18 protein-coding genes and 1 pseudogene are annotated in these 23,365 nt (G+C 67.6%); 11 read left to right on the forward strand and 8 right to left on the reverse strand.

Annotation, left to right across the window (positions count from 1 at the left end; translation table 11 throughout):
* Positions 1–64 precede the first annotated feature (64 nt).
* The 3 genes from AB0M93_RS14465 to AB0M93_RS14475 all read right to left on the reverse strand — a co-directional run bounded on the left by AB0M93_RS14465 (position 65) and on the right by AB0M93_RS14475 (position 1,516).
* Positions 65–454 (reverse strand): hypothetical protein, encoded by a 390-nt coding sequence (locus AB0M93_RS14465; RefSeq protein WP_364272969.1) that lies wholly within the window; start codon positions 452–454, stop codon positions 65–67.
* 30 nt (positions 455–484) lie between these two features.
* Positions 485–925: an Imm1 family immunity protein gene (locus AB0M93_RS14470; protein WP_364272972.1), complete on the reverse strand. Its 441-nt coding sequence runs from the start codon at positions 923–925 to the stop codon at positions 485–487.
* Positions 926–1,195: 270 nt separating this feature from the next.
* Positions 1,196–1,516, reverse strand: a complete 321-nt coding sequence (locus AB0M93_RS14475; RefSeq protein ID WP_364274388.1) for a hypothetical protein — start codon at positions 1,514–1,516, stop codon at positions 1,196–1,198.
* 207 nt (positions 1,517–1,723) lie between these two features.
* Between AB0M93_RS14475 and AB0M93_RS14480 the strand changes: the two genes are divergently transcribed.
* The 5 genes from AB0M93_RS14480 (at position 1,724) to AB0M93_RS14500 (ending at position 6,995) form a co-directional block, all read left to right on the forward strand.
* Complete coding sequence (locus AB0M93_RS14480) at positions 1,724–2,680, forward strand: hypothetical protein (protein WP_364274391.1); 957 nt, start codon at positions 1,724–1,726, stop codon at positions 2,678–2,680.
* Between the two features lie 398 nt (positions 2,681–3,078).
* Positions 3,079–3,411 (forward strand): WhiB family transcriptional regulator, encoded by a 333-nt coding sequence (locus AB0M93_RS14485; protein ID WP_364272975.1) that lies wholly within the window; start codon positions 3,079–3,081, stop codon positions 3,409–3,411.
* A complete protein-coding gene (locus AB0M93_RS14490) occupies positions 3,408–3,743 on the forward strand; it encodes a hypothetical protein (RefSeq protein WP_364272978.1) in 336 nt (111 codons plus the stop codon). The genes AB0M93_RS14485 and AB0M93_RS14490 overlap by 4 nt, the downstream gene beginning before the upstream one ends.
* A complete protein-coding gene (locus tag AB0M93_RS14495; protein ID WP_364272981.1) occupies positions 3,740–4,609 on the forward strand; it encodes a hypothetical protein in 870 nt (289 codons plus the stop codon). Before AB0M93_RS14490 ends, AB0M93_RS14495 begins: the two co-directional genes overlap by 4 nt.
* A 262-nt stretch (positions 4,610–4,871) precedes the next feature.
* Positions 4,872–6,995 carry a hypothetical protein gene (locus tag AB0M93_RS14500; protein ID WP_364272984.1) on the forward strand — a complete coding sequence of 708 codons (2,124 nt, stop codon included), beginning with the start codon at positions 4,872–4,874 and terminating at the stop codon, positions 6,993–6,995.
* Positions 6,996–7,498: 503 nt separating this feature from the next.
* Here AB0M93_RS14500 and AB0M93_RS14505 read toward each other — a convergent pair.
* Complete coding sequence (locus tag AB0M93_RS14505) at positions 7,499–8,428, reverse strand: hypothetical protein (protein WP_364272987.1); 930 nt, start codon at positions 8,426–8,428, stop codon at positions 7,499–7,501.
* Positions 8,429–8,533: 105 nt separating this feature from the next.
* On the reverse strand, positions 8,534–10,153 hold the full coding sequence (locus AB0M93_RS14510; RefSeq protein ID WP_364272990.1) for a recombinase family protein: 1,620 nt from the start codon (positions 10,151–10,153) through the stop codon (positions 8,534–8,536).
* Between the two features lie 60 nt (positions 10,154–10,213).
* Here AB0M93_RS14510 and AB0M93_RS14515 point away from each other — a divergent pair.
* The 3 genes and pseudogenes from AB0M93_RS14515 to AB0M93_RS14525 all read left to right on the forward strand — a co-directional run.
* Positions 10,214–11,041: pseudogene (locus AB0M93_RS14515) on the forward strand (alkaline phosphatase D family protein); the annotation flags it as partial.
* 24 nt (positions 11,042–11,065) lie between these two features.
* Positions 11,066–11,692, forward strand: a complete 627-nt coding sequence (locus tag AB0M93_RS14520) for a TetR family transcriptional regulator (protein WP_364272993.1) — start codon at positions 11,066–11,068, stop codon at positions 11,690–11,692.
* A gap of 238 nt (positions 11,693–11,930) precedes the next feature.
* On the forward strand, positions 11,931–13,412 hold the full coding sequence (locus AB0M93_RS14525) for a glycosyl hydrolase family 28 protein (protein WP_364272996.1): 1,482 nt from the start codon (positions 11,931–11,933) through the stop codon (positions 13,410–13,412).
* Between the two features lie 264 nt (positions 13,413–13,676).
* On the opposite strand, the gene AB0M93_RS14530 is transcribed toward AB0M93_RS14525, so the two are convergent.
* Positions 13,677–14,861 carry a glycoside hydrolase family 88 protein gene (locus AB0M93_RS14530; protein WP_364272999.1) on the reverse strand — a complete coding sequence of 395 codons (1,185 nt, stop codon included), beginning with the start codon at positions 14,859–14,861 and terminating at the stop codon, positions 13,677–13,679.
* Between the two features lie 350 nt (positions 14,862–15,211).
* Between AB0M93_RS14530 and AB0M93_RS14535 the strand changes: the two genes are divergently transcribed.
* Positions 15,212–16,984, forward strand: a complete 1,773-nt coding sequence (locus AB0M93_RS14535) for an alpha-L-fucosidase (protein ID WP_364273002.1) — start codon at positions 15,212–15,214, stop codon at positions 16,982–16,984.
* A gap of 48 nt (positions 16,985–17,032) precedes the next feature.
* On the opposite strand, the gene AB0M93_RS14540 is transcribed toward AB0M93_RS14535, so the two are convergent.
* Positions 17,033–18,253, reverse strand: coding sequence for a trehalase family glycosidase (locus AB0M93_RS14540; protein WP_364273005.1), 1,221 nt, complete (start codon positions 18,251–18,253; stop codon positions 17,033–17,035).
* A 61-nt stretch (positions 18,254–18,314) separates the two neighbouring features.
* Between AB0M93_RS14540 and AB0M93_RS14545 the strand changes: the two genes are divergently transcribed.
* Both AB0M93_RS14545 and AB0M93_RS14550 read left to right on the forward strand, forming a co-directional pair.
* Entirely contained in the window at positions 18,315–19,463 is a 1,149-nt protein-coding gene (locus tag AB0M93_RS14545) for an ROK family protein (RefSeq protein WP_364273008.1), read from the forward strand.
* A 303-nt stretch (positions 19,464–19,766) separates the two neighbouring features.
* A complete protein-coding gene (locus AB0M93_RS14550; protein WP_364273011.1) occupies positions 19,767–21,698 on the forward strand; it encodes a S53 family peptidase in 1,932 nt (643 codons plus the stop codon).
* Positions 21,699–21,752: 54 nt separating this feature from the next.
* Here AB0M93_RS14550 and AB0M93_RS14555 read toward each other — a convergent pair whose 3' ends face one another.
* A complete protein-coding gene (locus AB0M93_RS14555; RefSeq protein WP_364273013.1) occupies positions 21,753–23,279 on the reverse strand; it encodes a histidine kinase in 1,527 nt (508 codons plus the stop codon).
* Positions 23,280–23,365: the final 86 nt, after the last annotated feature.

Below are 23,365 nucleotides of genomic sequence, written 5' to 3' on the forward strand. Positions count from 1 at the left end.
CTTTTGTTTCCTGGTCCATGTGGGCGCCCTATTGCTTCCTGAATCTATCGGTTGGGAATAGCTACTACTCGATTTCGGTTCTTAAGCGCATTGCGTGAACTTGAGCGTCAGCCCGGACGTTGAGATGAGAGAGCAGCATGTCTTGTAGCAAACTATTCTGCGCGAGATGTCGGAGGCTGGGCACAACGACGTGATGCGAATCGGTGCGAACCAGTTCGTCAACCAGCTCGTCGAAGGCTTCCCGTGATCCGCAATTGAACTCAAAGAAGAAGCCTGCGAAATGAAGGCCCTGGGACTCAGTATATGCGACAAGTTGGTTTTCGAGTCGTAACACTTTCTCGTCCGCCACATCGCAAGGAACTCGCATATATCCGTAAGCATGCGGCACGCCTGTCGGATTGGTTGAAGGCTCCGCCGTCTCGACATTTCTTCCTGGCTCATTGAGGGTCAGCATGATGGATGGCGCTTCCGTCGGTCGAGTTCGCTAGTAGGCATCAAAGGGACGCCACTCAATACAAGTCGGCCTTTTCCGCGAGTCAAGCCATTCAATCAGGGCTTCGTTCGCGTCGTCGACTGGGATTATCGCGGTGCGCGGAAACACGGCGCCCGTTGATCCATTGAAGATCAGGTCTAGTTCTGGGAGGGGGCGTTTTGGGTTGTATGAGTTCGCGATAGGCATAGTCTTGTCGTCGTGATCCATATAGTTCAGCGCTGCTAAGCCCGCCGAGGGGCGTACACTGATTCGGAACTGATGGTTCGGGTACGGCCCGTCTTTAGTGCGATGAAATTCGGCATCGCCGACGGCCATCGTGGTTTCCCAGTCGACATGATCCAAGGTAAGAATTTCTTGGATCATCCGAATTGATTCCAGCCTTCCGGCTGTGACGCGGGCCACGCCAGTCGTTAGCGATGCCGTGAGGAACATGTGTTCACGTCGCCGATCCGTCGAGAGAGCTGGTCAGGGCAGGCGTGGCCGTCCCCGCCCGGAGGCGGGAGCGTTGCCTGTCAAAACCGTCACGGTGCGCAGCGGTCGTGGTCTATATCGTTGTCGGCATGCGGCATGCCGAAGTCGGCATAACAGCAGGTCGCGGCACGGTTCCGCCCGGGCGCCGTTCACTCACTGGTGAGAGCCCGAAACCCTATGTACGCTGGTCAGAGGGAGGTTGGCAACAACAGGCGAGGGGAACCGATGAGCTCACCCGGCGGACCGCAGCAGCGCGTGGCCGGCACTTCTGGCGGCCGCCGCTGCCAAGGGTGCGGGTCGACGCTTGCCGCCGACAACACGGCGCGTCTGTGCAGCAAGTGTCACCGTGAGCAACGCGATCAGCTTCGGACACCCCCCGCTCAGTTGAGGAACGAGTTTTTCGAGACGGACGAGTTTCGGGCGGCCTTTGAAAGTCAGCACATCGGAAAAGTGTTCAAGGCATACCGAAATCACCCGCGTCACCTCCAGTTGTTCGGCAAAGCTTTGAATCAAGAGTTGCTTGGGCGCTGGCTTGGCCTTACTCAAGCTCAAGTAAGCAAGTTGGAAAATGGTAAGCCTGAGCAGAACCTAGAGACGCTTCGGAATTACGCTCGAACCCTGCATCTGCCTCGACATCTTTTGTGGTTCGACTTCCCGGGTCAAAGCCGTCTACGGCTGCCGCACTCGGAGAAGGGGCGAACTGCCTCAGCCACAGATTCCAATGGGCTGATTACGCCTCGGGCCCGGGATGAACTTCTCGTGGTCAACACCGGCATGGATACACTTGAACTGCTGCGACGGGTTCGAGCCTCGGCGATCGATACGTCGACGATTGATGCCCTGAACATCACTGTCGAGCAGTTGTGCTGCGACTACGCGCACGCGGACGCCCGCGAGTTGATGGCAACCGGCAAGGAATGGCTCGGCAAAATGACCGAGTTGCTGAACAATCGGCTGACGCTTTCCCAGCATCGCGAAATTCTCACGAAAGCCGGAATGTTGGCCTTGCTGGTGGGATGCCTTGAGTACGATCTAGGTGACGCCCGATCGGCTGAGGCAACTCGACACATGGCATTGGAACTCGGTAAGGAAGCCGAAGAATCGGGAATCGTCGGGTGGGCGCATGAGATGCTGGCCTGGTTCCATCTCACGGCGGGGAATTATCGAGCCGTTATTCCAGTGGCTGAATCCGGTGCCCTTGCTGCACCGTCTCACTCTGTTGCCGTGCAGCTCTATGGGCAGCAAGCCAAGGCATTCGCGCGGATGGGCAAAGTTGAGGAAGTGCACAAGGCGCTTGACAGCGGCAGTGCTCTTTTGGACCGGTTGCCGTACCCGGATCGACCGGAAAATCATTTTGTGGTCGATCCCGACAAGTGGGACTTCTACGCGATGGACACCTACCGCATCGTCGGAGAGGATCGGCTCGCGCAGCGCAACGCCGAAGAAGTCATCCGGCGCAGCGTAAGTCCGGAGGGTGTTCCGTTGGCGCCGATGCGCATAGCTGAGGCGCAGCTCACCCTTGGCGTGATCGCCGCGAGGCGCGGTGACGTGGACGAGGCGGCCAGCCTGGGCATCCAAGCCCTTCAGAACGGCCGTCAGAGCCGCCCGTCCTTGCTGATGGTCTCGTCTGAGCTGGAGCAGGAGCTTCAGACCTACGGCGCGAGTGCAGGCGGAGACTTCCGTGAGCTGTTCGCCGAGATCAAGCGTGGTCAGTAACGCTATATTCTGACCAAGAATATATAGGTAGCCAGATATTCTATTTCGGAATGTCTTGCGCGTCGAACATGCCCTCAACCTGCGGATATTCTGAAGGGAAATGTCTTATCCGCTGTGTGGCATAGTCGAATCTCGGCGTCGGCGGCTTACTTGATGGCAGGAGCTCGCAAACCGCGAGCTTAAGCCAAGAGTAAGGGTTCAACACTCATGAAATCCGCTACTAGTAACGCCGATTCCTCGGCGTTCCTTTCGATCCGTCAGGCTGCGTGGGGACTCGGTGTCTCCGAGTCCTGTGTGTGCTCGGCGATCCGAACCGGTGTGCTTCGCGCGGTGCGCCGTGGCTCCCGAATGGTCGTTCCGACGGCTGAACTGCGGCGCGTGCTGGACGGCGGTGCGCGATGACTGATTACGACTATGAGGAGATGGCTGCCCAGCTTGACCGGTACGCCGACGTGCCGGACGACGTGCTGAACGAATTGGTGACCAGCGAGGGTCTGTGCTTCTGGGCGTTCGACCGGACCGGCATGCCGGAACTGTCCGGCGGGGACTCGCCGGACCGTGAGCTGGCCGCCCACCTGTGCGCCGGGTGCCCCGTGATCGACCAGTGCCGGGAACTGGAGTTGCGGACGGCCGGGCCGGCCACGATCGGGGTGTGGGGCGCGCTGCCGGACACCGACCGGCGTGCCCTGTACCGGGTGTGGGCGTGTCGCCGGGGCGGTGAGGCGCGATGACGCTCAACCTCACGCCGACACAAATCCTCGCCGGGGTCGGGGTGCTGGTGGCGCTGTTCGTGGTCTGGCGGTGGAGCGCGCGCAAGGCTCGCCGGGCCGCCGACGCGGCACGGGCAAGCTCCCGGGTGGTGTCGCTGGCCGGCCGGGTGCTGTTCACGGGCGCAACGTTCATGGGCTTTCAGTGGCTGGTGATCACCTACGTGCACAACCCCACGTTGGTGCTGGTGGTCCTCGGAGTGCCGGACCTGATTGCGGCCCATGTACTCACGCGGCTTCTGACGGTCACGTCCATGGACACCACCAACACGCGTCGCCGGGGTGGTCGCCGATGACCACCACCAACCACGAAGAGAACCCGGCGACCGTGGCGGACCGGGCACGACGACTCGCGAAGGATGCCGCCGAAGCGGCGGACGTCCGCCGCTGGCAGACCCACCCCGACGTGGTGGCACTGCGGGTGGAACGGGTCCGGACACAGGTGGACCGGTTGTGCTGGTCCGGGATCGTGCTCGGGCTGGCGTTCACCACGGCGAACGTGCAGTGGTTCGCCGCCGCCGGGGCCGCGTTCGGGTCGCTGCCGTGGCTGACGGCATGGCTGCTGGACCCGACCGTGTGCCTGGTCCTGCTGGCCATTCTGCGGGCGGAGCAGATCACCGCCCGCTACCAGGTCCACACGGGAGCGTGGGTGCGGGCAGCGAAGTGGCTCACGCTGGCCGCCACCTACGTGATGAACACCTGGTCATCGTGGGTGTCCGGATCGCCGGCCGGAGTGGTGCTGCACTCGGTTCCGCCGCTGGTGGTGTTCGTCGCCGCCGAAGCGGTCACCGACTTGCGGGACAAGCTCACCGACGCCGTGGCGGTGGCGTTCATGAACGCCACCGACCGGGCGGGCACGCCGGAACCGGCCCCGGTTCAGGAACCGGCTGCCCCGGTCCACGAACCGAACACGGTGGCTCCCGAACCGACCGAACCGGTCCGTGGGCCGAGCTTGTTGGAGCAGGAACCGGCGGCTCCGCGACCGGCGCGGCGGAAGCTGTTCGCCGACTACCTCACCGACGCCCGGACAGCGTGGACGCCCGGCGTGGAGATCACCCCGGCGTGGGTGCGGGAGGCCACGGGATGTTCCCGAGGACTGTCTTCCCGGCTCGCCGCTGCGCTGTCGGCGGAGACCGGCAAGGGGGTGCGTAGCGATGGCTGAACTGAACCGGGAGAACCACGACCACGCCGCGCTGACTCCCGCCGCCGGGCAGGACGTCGAACACGTCGGCCCGGTGCTCGACGGCGAGTTGATCGACGACACGTTGCCCCAACCCAGCGGCCGGACGGCCCCGCGCCCGGCGTCCGCATGGCAGCGGGTCGCCGACGCGGCCGGGCGGGTGTGGCGGTCCGGACCGCTAGTCCGGGCGCGGTCGTTGGCTGCCTACCGGGCGCGGAAGGCTCCGCTGGATCTGCTGCGGCTGGTGTGGTTCGTGCTGCGGGGGAACTGGCGGTGGTTGGTCAAGTTCTGGAACTGGGCCACCTACGCCGATCTGCGCGCGGACGCTCGCCGGGCGCGGCTGGCCGGCGACGCCGACGCGCGGCGTGCCGCGCAGGAGCTGATCCGTTCCGATGCGACCGCGCGGTGGGCACGGCTGGGCATCGTGGTGCGCCGGGTGGTGATCGGTGTGCGGTTCGCGGCACCGGTCGCCGGGGTGCTGTGGCTGATCGATTCGGTGATGGACCGGGCCGACATGTGGCCGTGGCTGGCCGACGTCTACATGGGAGTGGAAACCGTGTGGTCGGCCCTGGCCGTGTCGGTTCCGGTGGCGTTGATGCTCGCACCGGTGGTGTGGGCGGTAGCCGCAGCATTCGAGGGACGCGACCGCACCCCGGGTGCCGGATGGCTGGTCCGCCCGGATCGCGACGACGTCGACTCCTGGATCGATGAACGGATGATCAGCAAGGCGCTGGCGCATCTGGGCATCGCGCCGTTGGACCGGTTCTATCGCGACGGTGGAGAGCTGGTCTACACCGTGGCCGCCCGCAAGGACGGTGACGGCACCTTCGCGCAAGTCCGGTTGCCGCTCGGGGTCACCGCCGACATGGTCGCCGCCCGCCGGTCGAAGCTGGCCGCCAACCTCGGTCGGGCATCGCTGGAAACCTGGCCTATCAAGGGAGACGAAGACGGAGTGCTCGACCTGTGGGTCGCTGACAAGGGCGTCCTGCGGGGCGGGGCCGGCGCCTGGCCGCTGGTGACCGATGGACAGGTCGACGTGTTCGAGGGTGTCCCGTTCGGACTGTCCCAACGCGGAACCGTGATCAACGCGCCGTTGATCGGGGTGAACTGGCTGATCGGTGGACGTCCCGGACAGGGCAAGTCGGCCGCGTTGCGGACGCTGCTGCTCGGCGCGGCACTCGACCCCACCGCCGAGTTGTGGGCGTTCGTGATGGGTGAGTCCCCGGACTTCGAACCGTTCCGGCCCCGGCTGTCCCGCTACGGGATGGGGATGGACGACAGCGTGGCCGAAGCCGCCACGCAAGCGTTGGCCGATCTGCTGGCGGAGATGGAGCGACGCGGCAAGATCCTCGGAGAGCAGCCGGGCCGCCCGCCGAAGGTCTCGCGCAAGCTCGCCGACAAGCCGGGGCTTGGCCTGCACCCGTTGGTGTGCGGGATCGACGAGTGCCACGAGTTGTTCCAGCACCCGAAGTTCGGCAAGAAAGCCGCCGAACTGGCCGTGCGGTTGATCAAGCGAGGACGCAAGTACGGCATTGTGCTGCTGCTGGCCACCCAGTCACCGACGAAGGACAGCATCCCTCGGGAGGTCACCCGCAACGTCTCCTGCGGGGTCGCGTTCAGCGTGGCCGATCAGGTGGCCAACGACGGGCTACTCGGGTCGGGCAAGTACGCCGCCGGGATCCGCGCGACCGAACTGCGGATCAACACCGACCGGGGAACCTGTGTCGCGGTCGGCATCACCGACGAGACGTTCGAGCTGGTGCGCACCTTCTACGTGCCGTTCGAGGACGGGGCCGACGACGTCACCCCGGTCATCGCGCGGGCCGTGGCGCTGATCGAAGAGGCGGGGCGGGCGGTCGAGTCCAGCGCACAGCCGCAGCTCGACGCGGCGCCAGTCGTCGCGGATCACCTGGCCGACGTCGCGGCGGTGCTGGACGGACAGAAGCGGGTCCGGACTCAGGTGGTCCTGACCCGGTTGGCTCGACACGATCCCGGCGAGTACGGGGAGTGGACGTTCCGGGACCTCACGGCCGCGCTCGCACCGTACGGGGTCGCGCCCGCCAAGTCGGACGGGAACAAGGTCATCCGCGCCGACGACGTGGCCGCCGCACTCGCCCGCCGGGACCACAACGACGAGGGAACCGGGAACAGAGACGGCAGGGACGCGGGCAGGGACCCGGCGGGGACTCAGGGACTTCTCCCTGACGCGTCCCTGGCCGAAAGTCCCTCCTCTGACCAGCGCGGACCCGGCTCAGGGACGTCAGGGAGCACCCGCCGGAGGGACCGCGAACCGGGCCGAAAACCGGGTACCGCGGGCAGCGGCAAAGGTCCCTCCCTGCCGCCCCGCCGACCGGATGAGGGGAGGTGAACACGCCCTTTGCCCGACCTCGCCACCCACGTACCACAGACCACCACTCAGCAGCATCCGAAAGGCAGCGACCATGACGACCACCGCAACGCGAAGGACGGCCCTCCCACCCACTGCGGATCGGCCGGCACGAGTACGGCCGACGGTGACCATGCCGACGGCGGAGACGGCGGAGACCGGTCCGACAGCGACCGGTCCCGACGTACCCGGCAGGGCGCCGCCGTAGGACGGCCTGAACGCCCTGGAGACGCCCCGGAGGCGTCCGATCCGGGTAGACCGGCTGCCCCGGCGGACAACCAACCCACGGTGGCGCTGACAGCGGCCCCGGACGGCGTGCTGTGGGTTGCGGTCGACGGCGCGAATATCCAGGAGTTGGAAGACAGGATCACCGCAGCGTGCGACGCGCTATCCCGGACGCGCTCATCCCGCTGACGGCCCGCAGAGCAGAGAACCCCTTCGCCTCATGGGCGGAGGGGTTCTCTGTCGTCGAAGGGCCGGTGTGCTCACGGGGTGGCGCACCGCCGATAGCTGACGATCAAGTGCCCCTGTCCTTGTTGCTGGCTCAAGGTCAGCACACCGATTTGCGGACCGGGGTTGGTGTGCGGTGCGTCGTCGGCCAGGCCGCCGAAATCCAAGTGGCACGCGTCGACCGATAACGTGCCGTCCGGGTTGGACGTCGTGGCCTGCCCGGGCACGGACAGGTTGTTCACGTAGTCGCCCCGTGCCGTGACCTCATCGGCCATCGCTTGGATTGCCGCCGGACAGTCCGGTACGTGCCATGCGTCGGCGAATTGCCGTTGGGCGTCGGGGGCGAACACCGAACAGGCCAGCCTGTCATCCGGCTTGAGCCGGGCAATGTGCTCGGCCAGGAAGTTGACCATGCTGGCCGGGCTGTGAGGCAAGGTGCGGGCAATCGCCTCATCGTGGGCTTGATCGAGTTCCTGTTGCGTCTGGCGTTGTTGCTGGGCCGCGTCCACCGCCAGCATCACCGACCCCGCCGCGACCATCACCACCCCGAGCACCACGGCTCCCACCGTCTGCCAACGCCGCGTGCGCAGGCGCAAAACCACCAGCGCGACCGCTCCGGCACCCGTGACGGCGACGCCCGCCAGCAGCACCCACCACCAGGGGTCCACGTAGGTCAGCAGCCATACCCCGACCGCCAGCAGCGGCACCGTCACCCGCCACACCGCCGACACGCGGCGCGCCAACATCATCACCGCCACAAGGCCACCGATGCCGCCGAACAACCACGGCCACATCTCCCAGCCCGACAGCCACCACGCCACCAGCGCCAGGATTGTTGAACCGATCAGCGCGGGAACGCGTACAGCACGCTCAATCGCCGCACGGCGACGATTCCGCTCCTGATCTCGGGCTGCTTTCCGTTCCCCTGCGGCGGCTACCCGGTCCAAAAACGATCCTCCACCCATGATCACAGGATGCCCCCTGACCAGCGGCGACGCCACCCCTAGACAGCGGAGCGGCGGGGAATCAGGCCAATACAGGCCCGATATCACCCCGCCGCATCTGCGTCTTTAGTCGTGTTCCGGCCTGGTTATTCCCGCCGCTTTCCGGTCTAGTAGATCGGTGATTTCCAGCGTTTCCCCGGTGCCGGTGACTTGCTCGGCTAGTTCCGGCATAGCCTCCCGCCACCCTTCCGGCAGTTGCCATCCGGCTTTCCATGTGCCATCGGGCCGTTTCTGGATTGCGAAAGAGAAGCCTAGTTCAAGCCACTTGAGGCGACGGTCTTCCGGTGTCATTCCTGCTAGCTCTTGCTGCCACGTCCGGTCGGTCGGGACCCATTGCACGCCGCCCGGATCGATAGGTTGTTCCCTCAGGGCGTCCAGGTCGGCGAGAATCTTCTCCCCGTCGTCTTGTATCCGGCGCCGTTCTTGTGCTGACGTGGCTCGGGCCACGCTCGACATGAGTTTTCCGTACTCGCGTTCCAGCTTGGCTATCTCGTTCGCGTGGTTGGTTGGCGGCAATACGACGCGCTCGCGCACGGGGACCAATGCGAAGATTTTGTAGAACGCTTGTGTGGCGAGCGGCTCGATTTCCTCGGCTCGCATCGCTGGTCCATGTTTGCGTGACGGGCATCGCCAGTAGTTGTATTCGTAGACGACCGATGTTCCATCTTTACGTTTTCGGTCGTGGTGTGCGATCCGGTGCCAGAGAGGTTCGAAGCATTGCGCACACACCAGGACGCCGGAGAACTCATAGGGCTGATTGCTGCCGCGTACCTTACGGACGGACTTCTCGTCCAGTCGGGCGATTATTTGTGCTTGCTCGGCGGGTTCGAAGATCCCGTACTCCACAAGGACGGGGTGTGTCAGCAGGCGACGCAAGACGGACGGATTCCACTCGTGACCCTTGTACTCGATAGTGGCGAGATCTTCGCCGCGTCGCTCTGCTCCGAGTTGCAATTGTCGATCGCGCGGGGCTAGGACCTTGTTTTCTTTCAGCCAGGTGCACATCTCGGAGAGGCCCTTGCCTTCGCGTGCGAGCTTCGACAGTGAATGAAGGATTCTCACCGCGTACGGGTCGAGTCCGAGAATCCAGCCGGCACCGCCGGGAAGCTCTACCGGCATGGTGCCGTAATGGTGTCCCTCGCCGCCCCAGCGACCTTCTTCCTTAAGCTTCGCCTTGGCAGAACGGAAACGCTCTTTCATTCGTTCGCGTTCCATGCGGGCGAAGGCGGCAATCAGTGTGATCAGGAACTCGGACATGGAGTTGCTGGAATCGATTCCCTCGGCAATGCAGATGAGTCGCTTTCCGCGTGCCCTCAGCCATTCTAGCAACGTCAGAGCGTCCATGACATTGCGGACCAGGCGATCCAGTTTGGAGACGACAAGCGTCTTCCACGGCTTCGGCGGCGCATCGGACAACCAGGCTTTAAGGCCGCTCCGCTTGTAGGGTTCCAAATCGCCGGACACGTGCAAGTCCTCGACGGTATCCACGATCGGGATTCCGTAGGCATTCGTCCAGCGATGCGTCGTGTCCGTCTGCACCTCTTTGGACGTGCTCTCGTCGGTGAAGAACGATTGCCGGACGTAGCACAGGGCAGCGTCGCCCTCAGGGGTGAACGGCACCACCTCCGGCCGCTTGCTGGCCTGGAGCTTGTACCGGCGCTTCTTCCGGGGAGCAGGTGCGCTCATGGTCGGTATCCTTGCTGGTAGACGCCTTGATCGAGTGTAGTCAGTTGACACGCTTGGTGCGACCACGAAGTGATGAACAACTGGAACGGCACCACCTCGCCCGCCCCGGCCGCGCGCAAGGCCGCCGGGTTCCAGGCGTTCTACGAGCACACCCCGATCCGGTCGACGGCCAAGCCCAACGGCGCGGCGATCCAGCTGTACCGGCAGCTGACGTGGGGCAACCTGGCCCGGTTCCACATGCTCGACACGCGCCAGTACCGCAGCGCCCAGGTGGCCGACCCCGCCGGCGACGCCGGTCCCGCCTGCACCGACATGCGCAGCACCTCGCGCAGCATCCTGGGCAGCACGGAGGAGGCGTGGCTGCTCAAGCAGTTCGAGTCGCACCCCGCCACCTGGGACTTCCTCGGGCAGCAGGTCTTCTTCGCCACCCGGGACGGCGACGGCAACAAGGCCACCTGCGAGAGCAACGACTCCTGGCAGGGCTACGAGGCCTCCCGCAACCGGATCCAGCAGGGCTGGGTCGACCGCAAGGTCGCCAACCCGGTCGTGCTCACCGGTGACGTCCACCGGCACTGGGCCGCCGACCTGCGGCTCGACTACTTCGACCACAGCGACCCGGTCATCGGCTCGGAGCTGGTCACCACGTCGGTCACGAGCAACAGCGACACCGCGTCCGACCCCAGTGCGGCCTGGTACGCGAACAACCCCCACGTGAAGTACTGCAAGGGCGAGCGCGGCTACGTCCGCGTCACGACCACGCCGTCGCAGATGCGGGCGGACTTCATGACGACGTCCGACACGAGCGTGTACGACCCGGCGTCGGTCGTCATCAGGAACGACGCCAGCTACGTAGTGCAAGCGGGCAAACCTGGCCTGCAGAAGGTCTGAGCGCCGGGCGCTACGCTCCGTGACATGACCGATGAACTGGGCCTGCGGGAGCGCAAGAAGCTGCGCACGCGGGCGGCGATCTCGACGGCGGCGATCGAGCTCTTCCTGGAGCGCGGGTTCGAGGCCGTCGGGGTCGCCGAGGTGGCCCGGGTGGCCGAGGTGTCCAAGCGGACGCTGTTCGCCTACTTCCCGACCAAGGAGGACCTGGTGCTGCACCGGTTCGCCGACCACGAGACCGACGCGGCGGACGTCGTCCGCGCCCGGCGGCCCGGCCAAGGGCCCCTCGCCGCGTTGCGGGAGGCGTTCCTGCGCGGCCTCGAGGCGCGCGAGCCGGTGACGGGCCTCTGCGACGACCCGGCCGTCCTGGCGGTGTTCCGGCTGGTCACCGGGACGCCGGCGCTGGCGGCGCGGCTGGCGGAGTTCGCCGGTGCGGGGGAGGTCGCGCTGGCGGCCGCGCTGACCGAGGCCGGTGCCGGTGAACTCGACGCGAGTCTCGCCGCAGCGCAGATCACCGCGGTCCGCCGGACGCTGGCCACCGCCAACATGGCGGCGGTCGCGGCCGGAACGCCGGCGGACCGGCGTCTTCCGGAGGCCGTCGCGGCGGCCGAACGGGCGTTCACCCTGCTGACGTCCGGAGTAGGGCTGCCCTGAGCCGCCGATCGTGCCGGATTCACGTCGTCGACCATGAAAAACGCACGGGGCACCCGGGCCCCGCGAAGGTAGACTCCGAGAATCCTGAATGGACCGAACCACCGAGCACGGGGACCCGCGCCCGACTGGGGGTGGCGCGGGTCCCCGCCCCGCGATCTTGACATTCCGTTGGTGCCACTCGTAATCTGGGTGTTCCGCCGTCATGCCGAATTTTCGTTCCATGACAAGGCGGTTTCACGTGAAAAGATTCTTGCTGATCTCCTGCGCGGTGGCGGGACTGGTGGTGGCGGGGGCCGGAATTTCGGCCGCCGCGCCCGGCGGCGTTTACGACGTGAAGGACTACGGCGCCAAGGGAAACGGGTCCGCCAACGATTCCGGCGCCATCGACAAGGCGATCACGGCGGCGAACGCGGCCGGCGGCGGCACCGTCCGGTTCACTTCGGGGAACTACAAGTCGGCGAACACCGTCCACCTCAAGAGCAACGTCACGATCCAGCTCGACGCGGGCGCGACGATCACCGGGTCCGGTGCGGACACCTACGACAAGCCCGAGTCGAACCAGTGGGACGAATACCAGGACTACGGCCACAGCCACTTCCACAACGCGATGTTCTCCGGCGACAAGCTGACGAACATCGGTTTCACCGGCGCCGGCACGATCGACGGCGGCGGCAACCTCATCACCGGCAACCCGAAGTCCGGCGAGGCCGACAAGATCCTGTCCCTCACCCGGTGTGACGGGCTGACGCTGTCCGGCGTCAAACTGCGTCGCGGCGGCCACTTCGCGGCCCTGATCAACGGCTGCACGAACGTGGTTTCCGACCACCTGACGATCGACACGGCGAGCGACCGCGACGGCTGGAACATCATCAGCACGACCAACGTCACCATCACGAACGCGAACATCGCGGCGAACGACGACGCGCTCGTGTTCAAGAGCGACTACGCGCTCGGCGCGAAACTGCCGAACGGGAACGTCACGGTGAACAACGCGAAACTGTCGGCGCAGTGCTGCAACGCGCTGATGTTCGGGTCCGAGACGTGCGGTGACTTCACCGGCTACCAGTTCTCGGACATCACGATCACCAGTGCGCACAAATCGGGCATCGGGATAGTTTCGATGGACGGCGCGAAGATTTCCGACGTGCACTACCGCAACATCACGATGTCCGGCACGTACTCGCCGATCATGATGAAGATCGGCACGCGCAAACGGTGCGGCAACAACCCGGGCGTCGGCTCGATCAGCAACATCACGCTGGACAACGTCACCGGCACGCACACCGGCACGAACTTCAGCCCGACGATCTGGGGCGCGGACAGCGGTCACCGCGTCTCCGGCGTCACGTTCACCGGCGTCAAGCTGAACGTGCCCGGCGGCAACGGCACCATGGGCACGGGCGTGCCGAGCAACAACGCGACCGACTACAACCCGAAGAGCATCGGCACCCGCCCGTCGTACGGCTGGTACGTGCACTACGCCGACGGCATCCGGTTCGTGAACAGCTCGGTGGAGTTCGCCAAGGACGACGGCCGCCCGGCGAGCATCGTCAACAACAGCTCGGACATCACGTTCGACCACTTCACGGCGGAGAAGGGCTCGAAGAGCCCGTTCGACGTCGGCTTCCAGTCGGTGACGGGCTACTGCGTCAAGGACTCGGCCACGACGTCGGGCTCCGCCCTCCGCATCAACACCTCGAGTTCCACCGCAACCTGCTGACGTCCCGTGGCCCCTTCCTGCCAACGCGGGAAGGGGCCTCTGGCTGTGATCGAAGCGTCGACACGCGTGATTAGAGGGTCAACTCGCGTGATTGGAGGGTCGACACGGCGGAGCCGGCGAGCGCAGCCGTGTCGACCCCTCAATCACGTGAGTCGACCTCCCAATCACGCGTGTCGACTGCTCAATCACGTGTGTCGACCTATTCGCGCATGACGAAGGGGCCCCGGCCGGTTGGCCGGGGCCCCTTCTGCGGCGTGACGGGGGTCAGTGGGAGTACTGCTCGTTCATGATCAGGAACGCGCCGAGGCCGTGGAAGTCGTTGGTCTTGCGGGCGCGGCCGTAGTAGTAGGACAGGTCGCCGACGTTGGTGCCTTCGCAGATGTCGGTGATGTTCGTCAGGCCGTCCGAGCCGACGGAGACCTTCTTCAGCACGCCGGCGTAGCCCTTGTCCGCCACCGCCTGGTAGGACGCCGGCAGGTAGCCGCGCTGGACGCCGCGGGCCATCGTGAACGTGTACATCGACGACGCCGACGTCTCCAGCCAGTTCTTCGCGTCGCCGCCGCGGTCGACGACCTGGTACCAGCGGCCGGTCGAGGCGTCCTGGTAGCGCTGGTAGCCCGCGGCCAGGAACCGGATGACGTCGATCAGGGCCGGCCGCCGCGGGTGGTTCGCCGGGAGCACCTCGAGGATGTCGGTGGTGGCCATGCCGAACCAGCCGATCGCCCGCGCCCAGTGGTACTTCGAGTGGTGCCCGGCCCCGGACGCCCACGACTCGGAGCCGTCCTCGTCGTAGGCGTGGTACAGCAGGCCTTTCGCCGGTTCGCGCAGGTGGCTGAAGTACACGACGATGTTCTTGGCCGCCTCTTCGAAGCAGTAGTCGCCGTCGCCGAACGCCGCGCCGTACAGCGCGAGGAACGGCTGGGCCATGTAGACGCCGTCGCCCCACAGTTGGCCGACCTTGCTGGTGGCGTGGAACATGCCGCCGTCGGACGTCCGGGGGTAGGACGGGAACCGTTTGCGCAGCTGGTCGGCGGCCGTCCGGTACTTCTTGCGGCCCGTCTCCGCGTACAGCAGCGGCAGCATCTGGCACGAGCGCATCGAGTCGAGGTTGTTGAAGCTGTTGGAGATGCCGCTGTCGGTGATGAACCGGTCGTACCACGCGATGATGTAGTCGAGGTACTTCTTCTCGCCGGTGCGCTTGTAGAACAGGTACTGCCCGTAGAGGTACAGGCCCAGGGTGTAGCCCCAGCCGCCGATCTTGTCGGGCGTGTAGCGCTTCATCGTCGAGTCGATCACCGCGCGGGACCAGTCGGTGGGCGCCGCGCCGCCGATCGGGGGGAGCCGGTCCGCCGCCCGCGCGAGGGGGCCCGCCGCGGCGAGGGTGCCCAGGGCGCCGAGGGTGCCGGCCAGGACCGCGCGCCGGGTCGGGCGAAGGGGGTGTTCGGACATTCGTCGTCCCTTTCGTGCACTGGCCCCGCGACGCGGTGGAAGGGTGGCCGGGATGCCGATCCGCCGTCCGTCGGCATCCCGACCAGCTCTGGGGGCGCGGCGTGCTGCCCGTGTCGCCGGAGCGATGGTCCGAAGCGAAAGCGCTTCCGGGGAAAACATCTACTCGCCTCCGGCAGGCCCAGTCAAGAGAGATCGGATCTCTCACCTCATATATCAGATATTTAACCCGAACGGCGGCAACTCTGATGTACCGGCCAGCGAAACTCCGCGGAAAGGTCGGATCTAAACCTTGACCAGCCGTCTCGGCGAGGAGTACACCACCGAGTGGACCAGACCACTGGAGGTCGTTCATGGCAGACAGGTTCCTCCGCCGGGCGCTCGTCGCCTGTGCGTCGATGCTGGCGATGTCCGGGCTCATCGCCGCGCCGGCTTCGGCCGACCTGCAGAAACCCTCCCAGCAGTGGCTGCGCGACAGTCAGGCGGGGCTGTTCCTGCACTGGGGCATGCGCACCTCACCCGGCTACACCAGCTGCAGCGCCTGGGAAAAAGCGATCACCGACGGCGGGTGGAGTCCCGCCTACTGGGTCACCGAAGCCAAGAAGCTGCACGCGTCCTACCTCGTGCTCGCCTCCTTCCACAGTCGCCTCGGCTACTCACGGGCCTGGCCGTCGAAGATCCCGGGCAGCTGCAGCACCAAGCGGGACTTCCTCGGCGAGCTCGTCGCCGCGGCGAAGCCCCAGGGTCTCAAGGTCATCCTCTACATGACCAACGACGCCCAGTGGCACGACGAGGGCGGCCACGAGTGGCTCGACTCGGCCGGCTACTCGAAGTACAAGGGCAAGACCGTGAACCTCGACAGCCAGGACGGCTTCGGCCAGTTCAGCTACGACAACTTCTTCGAGGTCATGAAGAACTACCCGGACCTCGGCGGCTTCTGGATCGACAACGACAACGCCTACTGGGAGTCCCACGACCTCTACAAGCAGATCTACCAGCAGCGCCCGGACTACCTGCTCAGCAACAACAACGAAGACACGCCGATCATGGACACGATCAGCAACGAGCAGAAGACCGGCATGACGCCGTCCTACGACTACCCGCAGGCGACGTACACGGCGATGCCGCGGCTCACCGAGGCGTGCTTCAAGCTGCCCGACACCGGTTCCTGGTGGTACGGCGGGTCCAACTCGGCCGTCAACAAGATGCTGAACATCGGCCGGTTCGTGACGAACTCCGGATCGTCGATCAAGTCGCTGATGGCCGAGACGGCGATGGTGAACGGCAGGTTCCCGTCGAACCAGGAGGCGTTCAACAACTTCGCGGACACTTACCTGGGCGCGATCTGGGAATCCCTCGGCGGTACCGAGGGTGCCGGGTACATGTACGGCGGCATGCAACCGGGCTTCTGGAACGACGGCGCCCACGGCGTCATCACCATCAAGGGTGACACGCAGTACGTCCACGTCCTGACCAAGCCGTCGACGTCGACGCTGAAGATCCGGGACAACGGCTACCGCGTCCGCCGCGTGACGAACCTCCGCACCGGCGCCGCCATCGCCTTCAGCCAAGGAGGCGGGAGCCTGACGCTGACCGGGCTGTCCGGCTGGGACACCTACGACACGGTGTTCAAGGTCGAGACGGCGGGCCGCACCGGCACCTACGACCCGAAGACCGTGACGCTCAAGGCGAGCGCGTCCGCAAGTGGGCACAGTGGACAGTCCGCGAGCGACGGCGACTACCTCACCTACTTCGACAACGACAAGACGCTCCCGGTCAACCTCGACTACGACCTCGGCGCGGCGAAGAAGGTGCAGTACCTCGGGATCAACCAGCGGGAGGACTCGGTCAGCTACGCCCGCTCGGACAGCGAGCAGTCGGCGCGGATCAAGGCGTACAAGGTGTTCGTGTCCAGTGACGGCAAGGACTGGGGGAGCGCGGTGAAGTCCGGGACGCTGCCGAGCCACCGCGGCGTCCAGTTCGCCGACCTCTCCGCGGTGACGGCCCGGTACGTCCGGCTCCAGGTGACGAGCACGTACGCGGCATCGAGCGACAGCACGCGCTACAAGCGGCTGCGCATCGACGAAACCTGGGTCGGCTCGGACTACGCGACCGCGGCGAGCTGAACGGACGGACCGCCCAGCCGCCCCCGACGCGGCTGGGTGGCCCGCCCGTCAGGTCAGCAGGTCCACGGTGAGAGCCGCGGTCCAGCCGAACGATCGGGTGCCGTGCCCGTTGCCGGTGTGCGGGTCGACGTACTCGGCGAAGCCGGTCCGGGCCGCGCTCTCGACGAGGTCGTCGCGCAACCGCGCGGCGAGCGCGTGCTCGCCGTGGCGGAGCAATCCCCGGCAGACCAGCCAGCCGACGTTGAACCACGACGGCCCGCGCCAGTAGCGGCCCGGGTCGAAGCCCGGCGCGGTCAAGTCGTGGCTCGGGACGCCGTGCACCCGGCCGAGCCGGAAGCGCGGGCCGGTCGCGGCCGCCAGCAGGGCCGGCGCGACCGCCAGCTCCGGCAGCACCAGCGGCAGCAGGCCCGCGCAGGTGTACTCGGGGCACAGCGAGCCGGTGCGGACGTCGCGGGCGAAGAAGAAGCCGTCGTGCCACAGCGTTTCCTGCAACGCCTTCTCGATGCGCGCCGCGGCTTCGCGGTGGGCGGCGGCGGCCGTGGGCAGCCGGAGGATCTCGGCGATCTCGGCCAAGGCCAGTTCGGCGTCGGCCAGCAGGGCGTTGAAGCCGGGGTCTTCCACGACGAAGTCCCCGAAGTCCCGGTAGCCGCTGTCGCGGTAGTCGGTGGCGAGCCGGACGTACCGGCCGTAGTCGTCGTCGCTCGGCCGGTCGGCGGCGGCGCCGTGCTCCAGGTCGCGGCGGACGAACCCGGTCGACGGCGTGACGTGCGAAAGCGGGCCGTCCCACGCCGGGCTGTTGTCCATGCCCGACTCCCACGGGTGCACGATGGCCGCGAGGCCGCGCCCGCCCGCGTCGCGCCCGGTCCGCAGGTACTCGTGCCAGGCCCGCAGCTTCGGGTACAGGGTCGCGAGGAACACCGGGTCGGGCTCGGTTTCGTGCACCGCCAGCACCGCCCGGGCGTGGATCGGCGGCTGGACCAGCCCCGACGTCCGCCCGGCCTGCCAGAAGGCCGGGCCGGGGAAGTACGCCTCGGGTGGGGTGTCGGGGTTGAAGAGGATGTGCGGGACGCGGCCGTCGCGCCACTGCGCGGAGAACAGCGTCAGCAGCTCGCGGCGGGCGCGTGCGGGCGCCAGGTGGCGCAGGCCGAAAGCGATGAAGGCGGAGTCCCAGCTCCACTGGTGCGGGTAGAGCGAACGCGAGGGCACGGTGGACGCGCCGAGCCAGTTGCCCGCCAGGACAGCCGCCGCCCGGTCCCATGTTACGTTCATATGTCCAATCTATCTCCGACTTGTGTCTTGTCAATGGACAAAAGTCCGAAGGGGGCCCGGGATGACCGCGCCGACCAGCGCCGGAGAGCTGTTGCACCTGGTCCGGACGGGTCAAGCGAGCACGCGCAAGGCGCTTCAGGAACGCAGCGGGCTGTCCCGCTCGACGCTGACCGTGCGCCTGGAGCATCTCCAGTCGGCGGGTCTGCTCACCGAAGGCGGCCAGGAGGACTCCACCGGCGGCCGCCCGGCGCGGTACCTGCGGTTCGACGACCACCACGCCGTCGTCCTCGCCGCGAGCATCGACACGACGCACGCCGAGGCGGCCGTCACCGACCTGTCGGGCCGGGTGCTGGCCCACCGGGCCGGCGCGCTGCGGGTCGCCGACGGCCCGGAGCCCGTGCTCGGCCGGATCGCGGAGTGGTTCGACGCGCTGCTGGCCGGGACGGGCCGGCCGGTGTGCGGCGTCGGCGTTTCCGTGCCCGGCCCGGTGGAACCCGGCCGCGGCCGGGTCACCCGGCCGCCGATCATGCCCGGCTGGGACGGCTACCCGATCGATGCCTTCCTGGGCGCGCGGTTCGGCGCCCCGGTGCTGGTCGACAACGACGCGAACCTGATGGCGCTGGGCGAGCACCGTGCCCGGTACCCGGACTCGGCCGCGCTGGTCGTGGTCAAGGTGTCCACCGGCATCGGCGCCGGGCTGGTGCTCGGCGGCGAGGTGTACCGCGGCGTCGACGGCGGTGCCGGCGACATCGGGCACATCCGCCTGCCGGAGCACCCCGAGGCGCGGTGCCTCTGCGGTTCGCGGGGCTGCCTCGCGGCCGTCGCGGGCGGTGGCGCACTGGCCGCGCGGCTGACGGAACTGGGCCTGCCCACGGTGTCGGGCTCCGGCGTGCGCGACCGGATCGTGGCGGGCGAGCCGGCCGCGATCCGGCTCGCCGAGGTCGCCGGCCGCCAGGTGGGGGAGGTGCTCGCGACGCTGGTCTGCGTGGTCAACCCCGGAGTGGTGGTGCTCGCCGGCGACCTCGCCGAGCCGCACTTCGCCGCCAGTGTCCGCGAAGTGCTCTACCAGCGCGCGCTGCCGCGGGCGACGCAGAACCTGCGGGTGGAGATCGGCGGCCGCGGCGAAGCTCTCGCCGGCGCGGTGGCGATGGTGGTCGACGCGGTGTTCGCCCCGGCCGAGGTGGACCGGCGGCTGGCCGCCCGGGCGTGACGGCCGAAGTGCCGTCACGCGCCGGACTGTCCGGAGTGGACGGAGCAACCGACTTTAGTAGGTGGCGGACCCCTCTTGCGCGTGGTCCGCGATACCGCCACGAACCGGACTTAAGGTACACCGACTAATAATCCTCGCGTTTTTCCCGCGACAAATCGGATTTCCGTACCACGGTTAACGGGATGGGAATTCCCGCCCAGATAACGGTTCCGCAGGCACTTCCCGTGAGCGGAACACCGATCTAGTCTCAGCCGGTGTTCCCAGGCCCGTTTCCGGGGGCCGTTTTCGAAGAGGGAGATTTCTGTGCGAAGAAGCTCCACCCTGCTCCTTTCGCTCGCGGTGGTGGGTGGCCTGACCGGCACCCTGCCGGCGACGGCGTCCGCGCAGGGCCGTCAGGACATTCCGCAGTCGCACCCGTTGTGGGCGAACGCGCAGGCGAAGGTCGCCGACACGGCGCCCGCCGCGAAGCTGAGCTTCCGGGTCTACCTGAACCAGCGCGACAACGCCGGCGCCGAGGCGCTCGCCCAGGCCGTGTCCGACCCGGACAGCGCCACCTACCGGCAGTACCTCAGCCCCGACCAGGTGCGCGACCGCTTCGCCGCCAGTGACGCGACCGTCAACGCCGTCAAGTCGTGGCTGGCCGGCAACGGGTTCAGCATCGGCGAGGTGCCGTCGAACCGCGCCTACGTCGAGGCCACCGGCACCGCCGCCCAGACCGAGAACGCGTTCGCGGTCGACCTCGGCAAGTACCGGGTCAAGGGCCAGACGCTGCGCGCCGCCGACAAGAACCTGTCGGTGCCGGCGAACCTGGCCGGCGACGTCCTCGGCGTCGTCGGCGTCGACCAGGCGACCAACCTGTTCAAGCCGGACCACGCCACCGGCTCCGGGACGCCGGCCGACGTCCCGCCCGGCCCCGGCTTCCGCAACGCCCGGCCGTGCAGCGCCTACTACGGCGAGAAGATCGACACCACCGATCCCGCCTACAACGGCAAGCAGCTGCCCTACGCCCCCTGCGGCTACACCCCGGCGCAGCTGCGCTCGGCCTACGGCATCGACAAGGTCGGCGCGGACGGCAAGGGCACCACGATCGCCATCGTCGACGCGTTCGCCTCGCCGACCATCTACTCCGACGCGAGCACGTACGCGAAGAAGAACGACCCGCAGCACCCGCTGAAGCAGAGCCAGTTCAAGCAGCACGTCTTCCCGGCGAACCCGGTTCTCGAGCCGCCGGACCAGTGCGACGCGGCGGGCTGGTACGGCGAGGAGACCCTCGACGTCGAGGCCGCCCACGGTCTCGCGCCGGGCGCCGACATCCTCTACGTCGGCGGCGAATCCTGCGAGGACAACGCCCTCGACGTGGCGCTGAACTACGTGATCGCCGGCCACAAGGCCGACATCGTGTCGAACTCCTACGGCGACACCGGCGAGGACATCCCGGCCGACGAGGTCAAGGTGTTCAACCAGATCTCGCTGCAGGCGGTGCTCGAGGGCATCGGCGTGTACTTCTCCTCGGGTGACAACGGCGACGAGGTCGCGCGCCTCGGCACGCCGTCGCCGGACTTCTCCGCCTCGGCGCCGTGGATCACCGCGGTCGGCGGCACGTCCATCGCCATCGGCAAGGACGGCAAGAAGATCTTCGAGACCGGCTGGGAGACCAGCAAGTCGGTCCTGACCAACGGTGTCTACGGCCCGGCCAACTACACCAGCGGTTCCGGTGGCGGCACGAGCCGGCTGTTCACGCAGCCCTTCTACCAGAAGGGTGTCGTGCCGGACGCGCTGGCGAAGAAGAACCAGACCGGCAACACCAAGGGCCGGGTCGTCCCGGACATCTCCGCGGTCGGTGACCCGAACACCGGTTTCCTGGTCGGCCAGACGCAGACCTTCCCGGACGGCGCCTACTACGACCAGTACCGGATCGGCGGCACGAGCCTCGCGTCGCCGGTGTTCGCCGGCATCATGGCGGTGGCCGACAGCTTCGACCACTTCCACCACGGCTTCATCAACCCCGTGATCTACAAGCTGACCTCGCGCACCCCGGCGATCAGCGACGTGAAGCACGTGGGCGCCGCGGTGGCTCGCGTGGACTACGCGAACTCGGTCGACGCGTCGGACGGCCTGCTCCACTCGGTGCGGACGCTCGACTACCAGGGCCTGACCATCCACACCACCCCTGGCTACGACGACGTGACCGGCCTCGGCACCCCGAACGGGCTGCTGTTCCTGCTGCTCGTCTAGCTCGTCCGGTTCGGAAGTCCGTGGAGGCCCCTTCGCCGGTCGGCGAGGGGGCCTTCACGGCTTTTCGGCGTCCAGGGGGATCACGGCGGCGACCGTGGTGCCGCCGGGGCCGCTGGTGACGCAGAGCTCCCCGCCGAGCGCCTGCACCCGGTCGCGCAGCCCGGCCAGGCCCGAACCGCCGACGTCGGCGCCGCCGACGCCCGCGTCCGTCACCTCGATCCGCAGCCCGGCGCCCGTCACCGCGATCCGGACGTCGGCGCGCTCGGTCCGCGCGTGCTTCAGGGCGTTGGTCAGCGCCTCCGACGTCACGAAGTACGCCGTCGCCTCCACCGCCGCGTCGAGGCGCGGGACCGCCCCGACCGCCAGCGCCACCTCCATCGGGCTCCGGTCGGCCAGCGACCGGACCGCCGCGACCAGGCCCGCTTCGGTGAGGATCGCCGGGCGGATGCCGCGGGCCAGCTCGCGCAGCTCGGTGATCGCCGTCTGCAGCTCGTCGACCGCGCCGGCGAGCAGCGCCCGGATCTCCGGCGGCAGCTGCTCGGAGCCGGACCGGCGGCCGGCCATCCGCAGCAGCAGCACGACGCTGACCAGGCGCTGCTGGGCGCCGTCGTGCAGGTCGCGCTCCAGGCGGCGGCGTTCGTCGTCGGCCGCCGCGACCAGCCGGGCCCGCGACGCGCGCACCTCGGCCAGCCGCTGCTCCAGCTCGGCGGTGAGCCGCTGGTTGTCCAGCACCAGCCCGGCGGCCGCGTTGAGCGCGTCGATCGACCGGCTGTCCTTCCACACCTCGTCGTCCTGCACGAGCGCGGCCAGCCCGGTGCCGTCGCGTTCCAGCAGCAGCCGGACCATCTCGGCGTTGCCGACGCGGGCGCGCAGCACCCCGGCCAGGAACGCCAGCGGCCACAGGCAGAACAGGATCCGGTACGCCTGCAGCAGCGGCTCGGACAGCGGGTGGGCGTCGCCGAGCGCCGTGCCTGCCCCCGACGTCAGCGCGCCGGCCAGGGCGATCACCACCACCGGCGACAGGAGCCGCCGCTGCGGCAGCCGCCCGGTCAGCCACCGGTAGAGCAGCACGACGATGACGCCCGCGCTGATCGCCGTCGCGCCCACGTCCAGGACGCGGTCGGCGACGGCGCCGCTGCCCGCGCCCGGAGAGATCGCCAGCAGGTCGCGGGGGTCGTCGCCGAAGAGCAGCCCGACCACGCCGGAGCCGAGCACGACCAGGTAGGCCGCAGCCACCAGCAGCCGTTCCCACCGCGAGCGGAGCCTGCCGTGCGGGAAGGCGAGCACCAGGTGCGCGATCACCGGGCTGGACGCGGCCCGCAGCGGCACGGCGATCGTGTACAGCACCGGGCTCTGCGTGAACTGAAGGTCCTCGAGGAAGAGGGCGACCCCGGCCAGGGTGATGAGCACCCCGATCGGGTTGGCCGGGCGCCGCACGTGCGCGACCGCGCCCGCGAGCAGGAAGAGGAAGCCGGTCGTGGTGCTGAGCCCGGTGTCGAGCGCGGAGTGGCTGCCTTCGCCGGCTTTGAGGGTCAGCGCGACCACGCCGAGCGCGCACCCGGCGGTCAGCAGGGCGGTCATCGCCGCGGTCCGTGGGTGCTGCACTCGGCGACCCTCCCGATGGGTCTTGGCCCGTGGGTGACGCAGTCCGGTAACGGCTAACCGTG

The sequence above is a fragment of the Amycolatopsis sp. NPDC051102 genome (assembly GCF_040682815.1).
Lineage (GTDB): Bacteria > Actinomycetota > Actinomycetes > Mycobacteriales > Pseudonocardiaceae > Amycolatopsis.

Coding starts and splice junctions, on each gene's coding strand:
- AB0M93_RS14540 (WP_364273005.1), bottom strand. CDS start 18,253: ATGAACGTAACATGGGACCGGGCGGCGGCTGTCCTGGCGGGCAACTGG.
- AB0M93_RS14555 (WP_364273013.1), bottom strand. CDS start 23,279: ATGACCGCCCTGCTGACCGCCGGGTGCGCGCTCGGCGTGGTCGCGCTG.
- AB0M93_RS14545 (WP_364273008.1), top strand. CDS start 18,315: ATGACCGCGCCGACCAGCGCCGGAGAGCTGTTGCACCTGGTCCGGACG.
- AB0M93_RS14465 (WP_364272969.1), bottom strand. CDS start 454: ATGCTGACCCTCAATGAGCCAGGAAGAAATGTCGAGACGGCGGAGCCT.
- AB0M93_RS14495 (WP_364272981.1), top strand. CDS start 3,740: ATGACCACCACCAACCACGAAGAGAACCCGGCGACCGTGGCGGACCGG.
- AB0M93_RS14535 (WP_364273002.1), top strand. CDS start 15,212: ATGGCAGACAGGTTCCTCCGCCGGGCGCTCGTCGCCTGTGCGTCGATG.
- AB0M93_RS14530 (WP_364272999.1), bottom strand. CDS start 14,861: ATGTCCGAACACCCCCTTCGCCCGACCCGGCGCGCGGTCCTGGCCGGC.
- AB0M93_RS14490 (WP_364272978.1), top strand. CDS start 3,408: ATGACGCTCAACCTCACGCCGACACAAATCCTCGCCGGGGTCGGGGTG.
- AB0M93_RS14485 (WP_364272975.1), top strand. CDS start 3,079: ATGACTGATTACGACTATGAGGAGATGGCTGCCCAGCTTGACCGGTAC.
- AB0M93_RS14505 (WP_364272987.1), bottom strand. CDS start 8,428: ATGGGTGGAGGATCGTTTTTGGACCGGGTAGCCGCCGCAGGGGAACGG.
- AB0M93_RS14520 (WP_364272993.1), top strand. CDS start 11,066: ATGACCGATGAACTGGGCCTGCGGGAGCGCAAGAAGCTGCGCACGCGG.
- AB0M93_RS14470 (WP_364272972.1), bottom strand. CDS start 925: ATGTTCCTCACGGCATCGCTAACGACTGGCGTGGCCCGCGTCACAGCC.
- AB0M93_RS14510 (WP_364272990.1), bottom strand. CDS start 10,153: ATGAGCGCACCTGCTCCCCGGAAGAAGCGCCGGTACAAGCTCCAGGCC.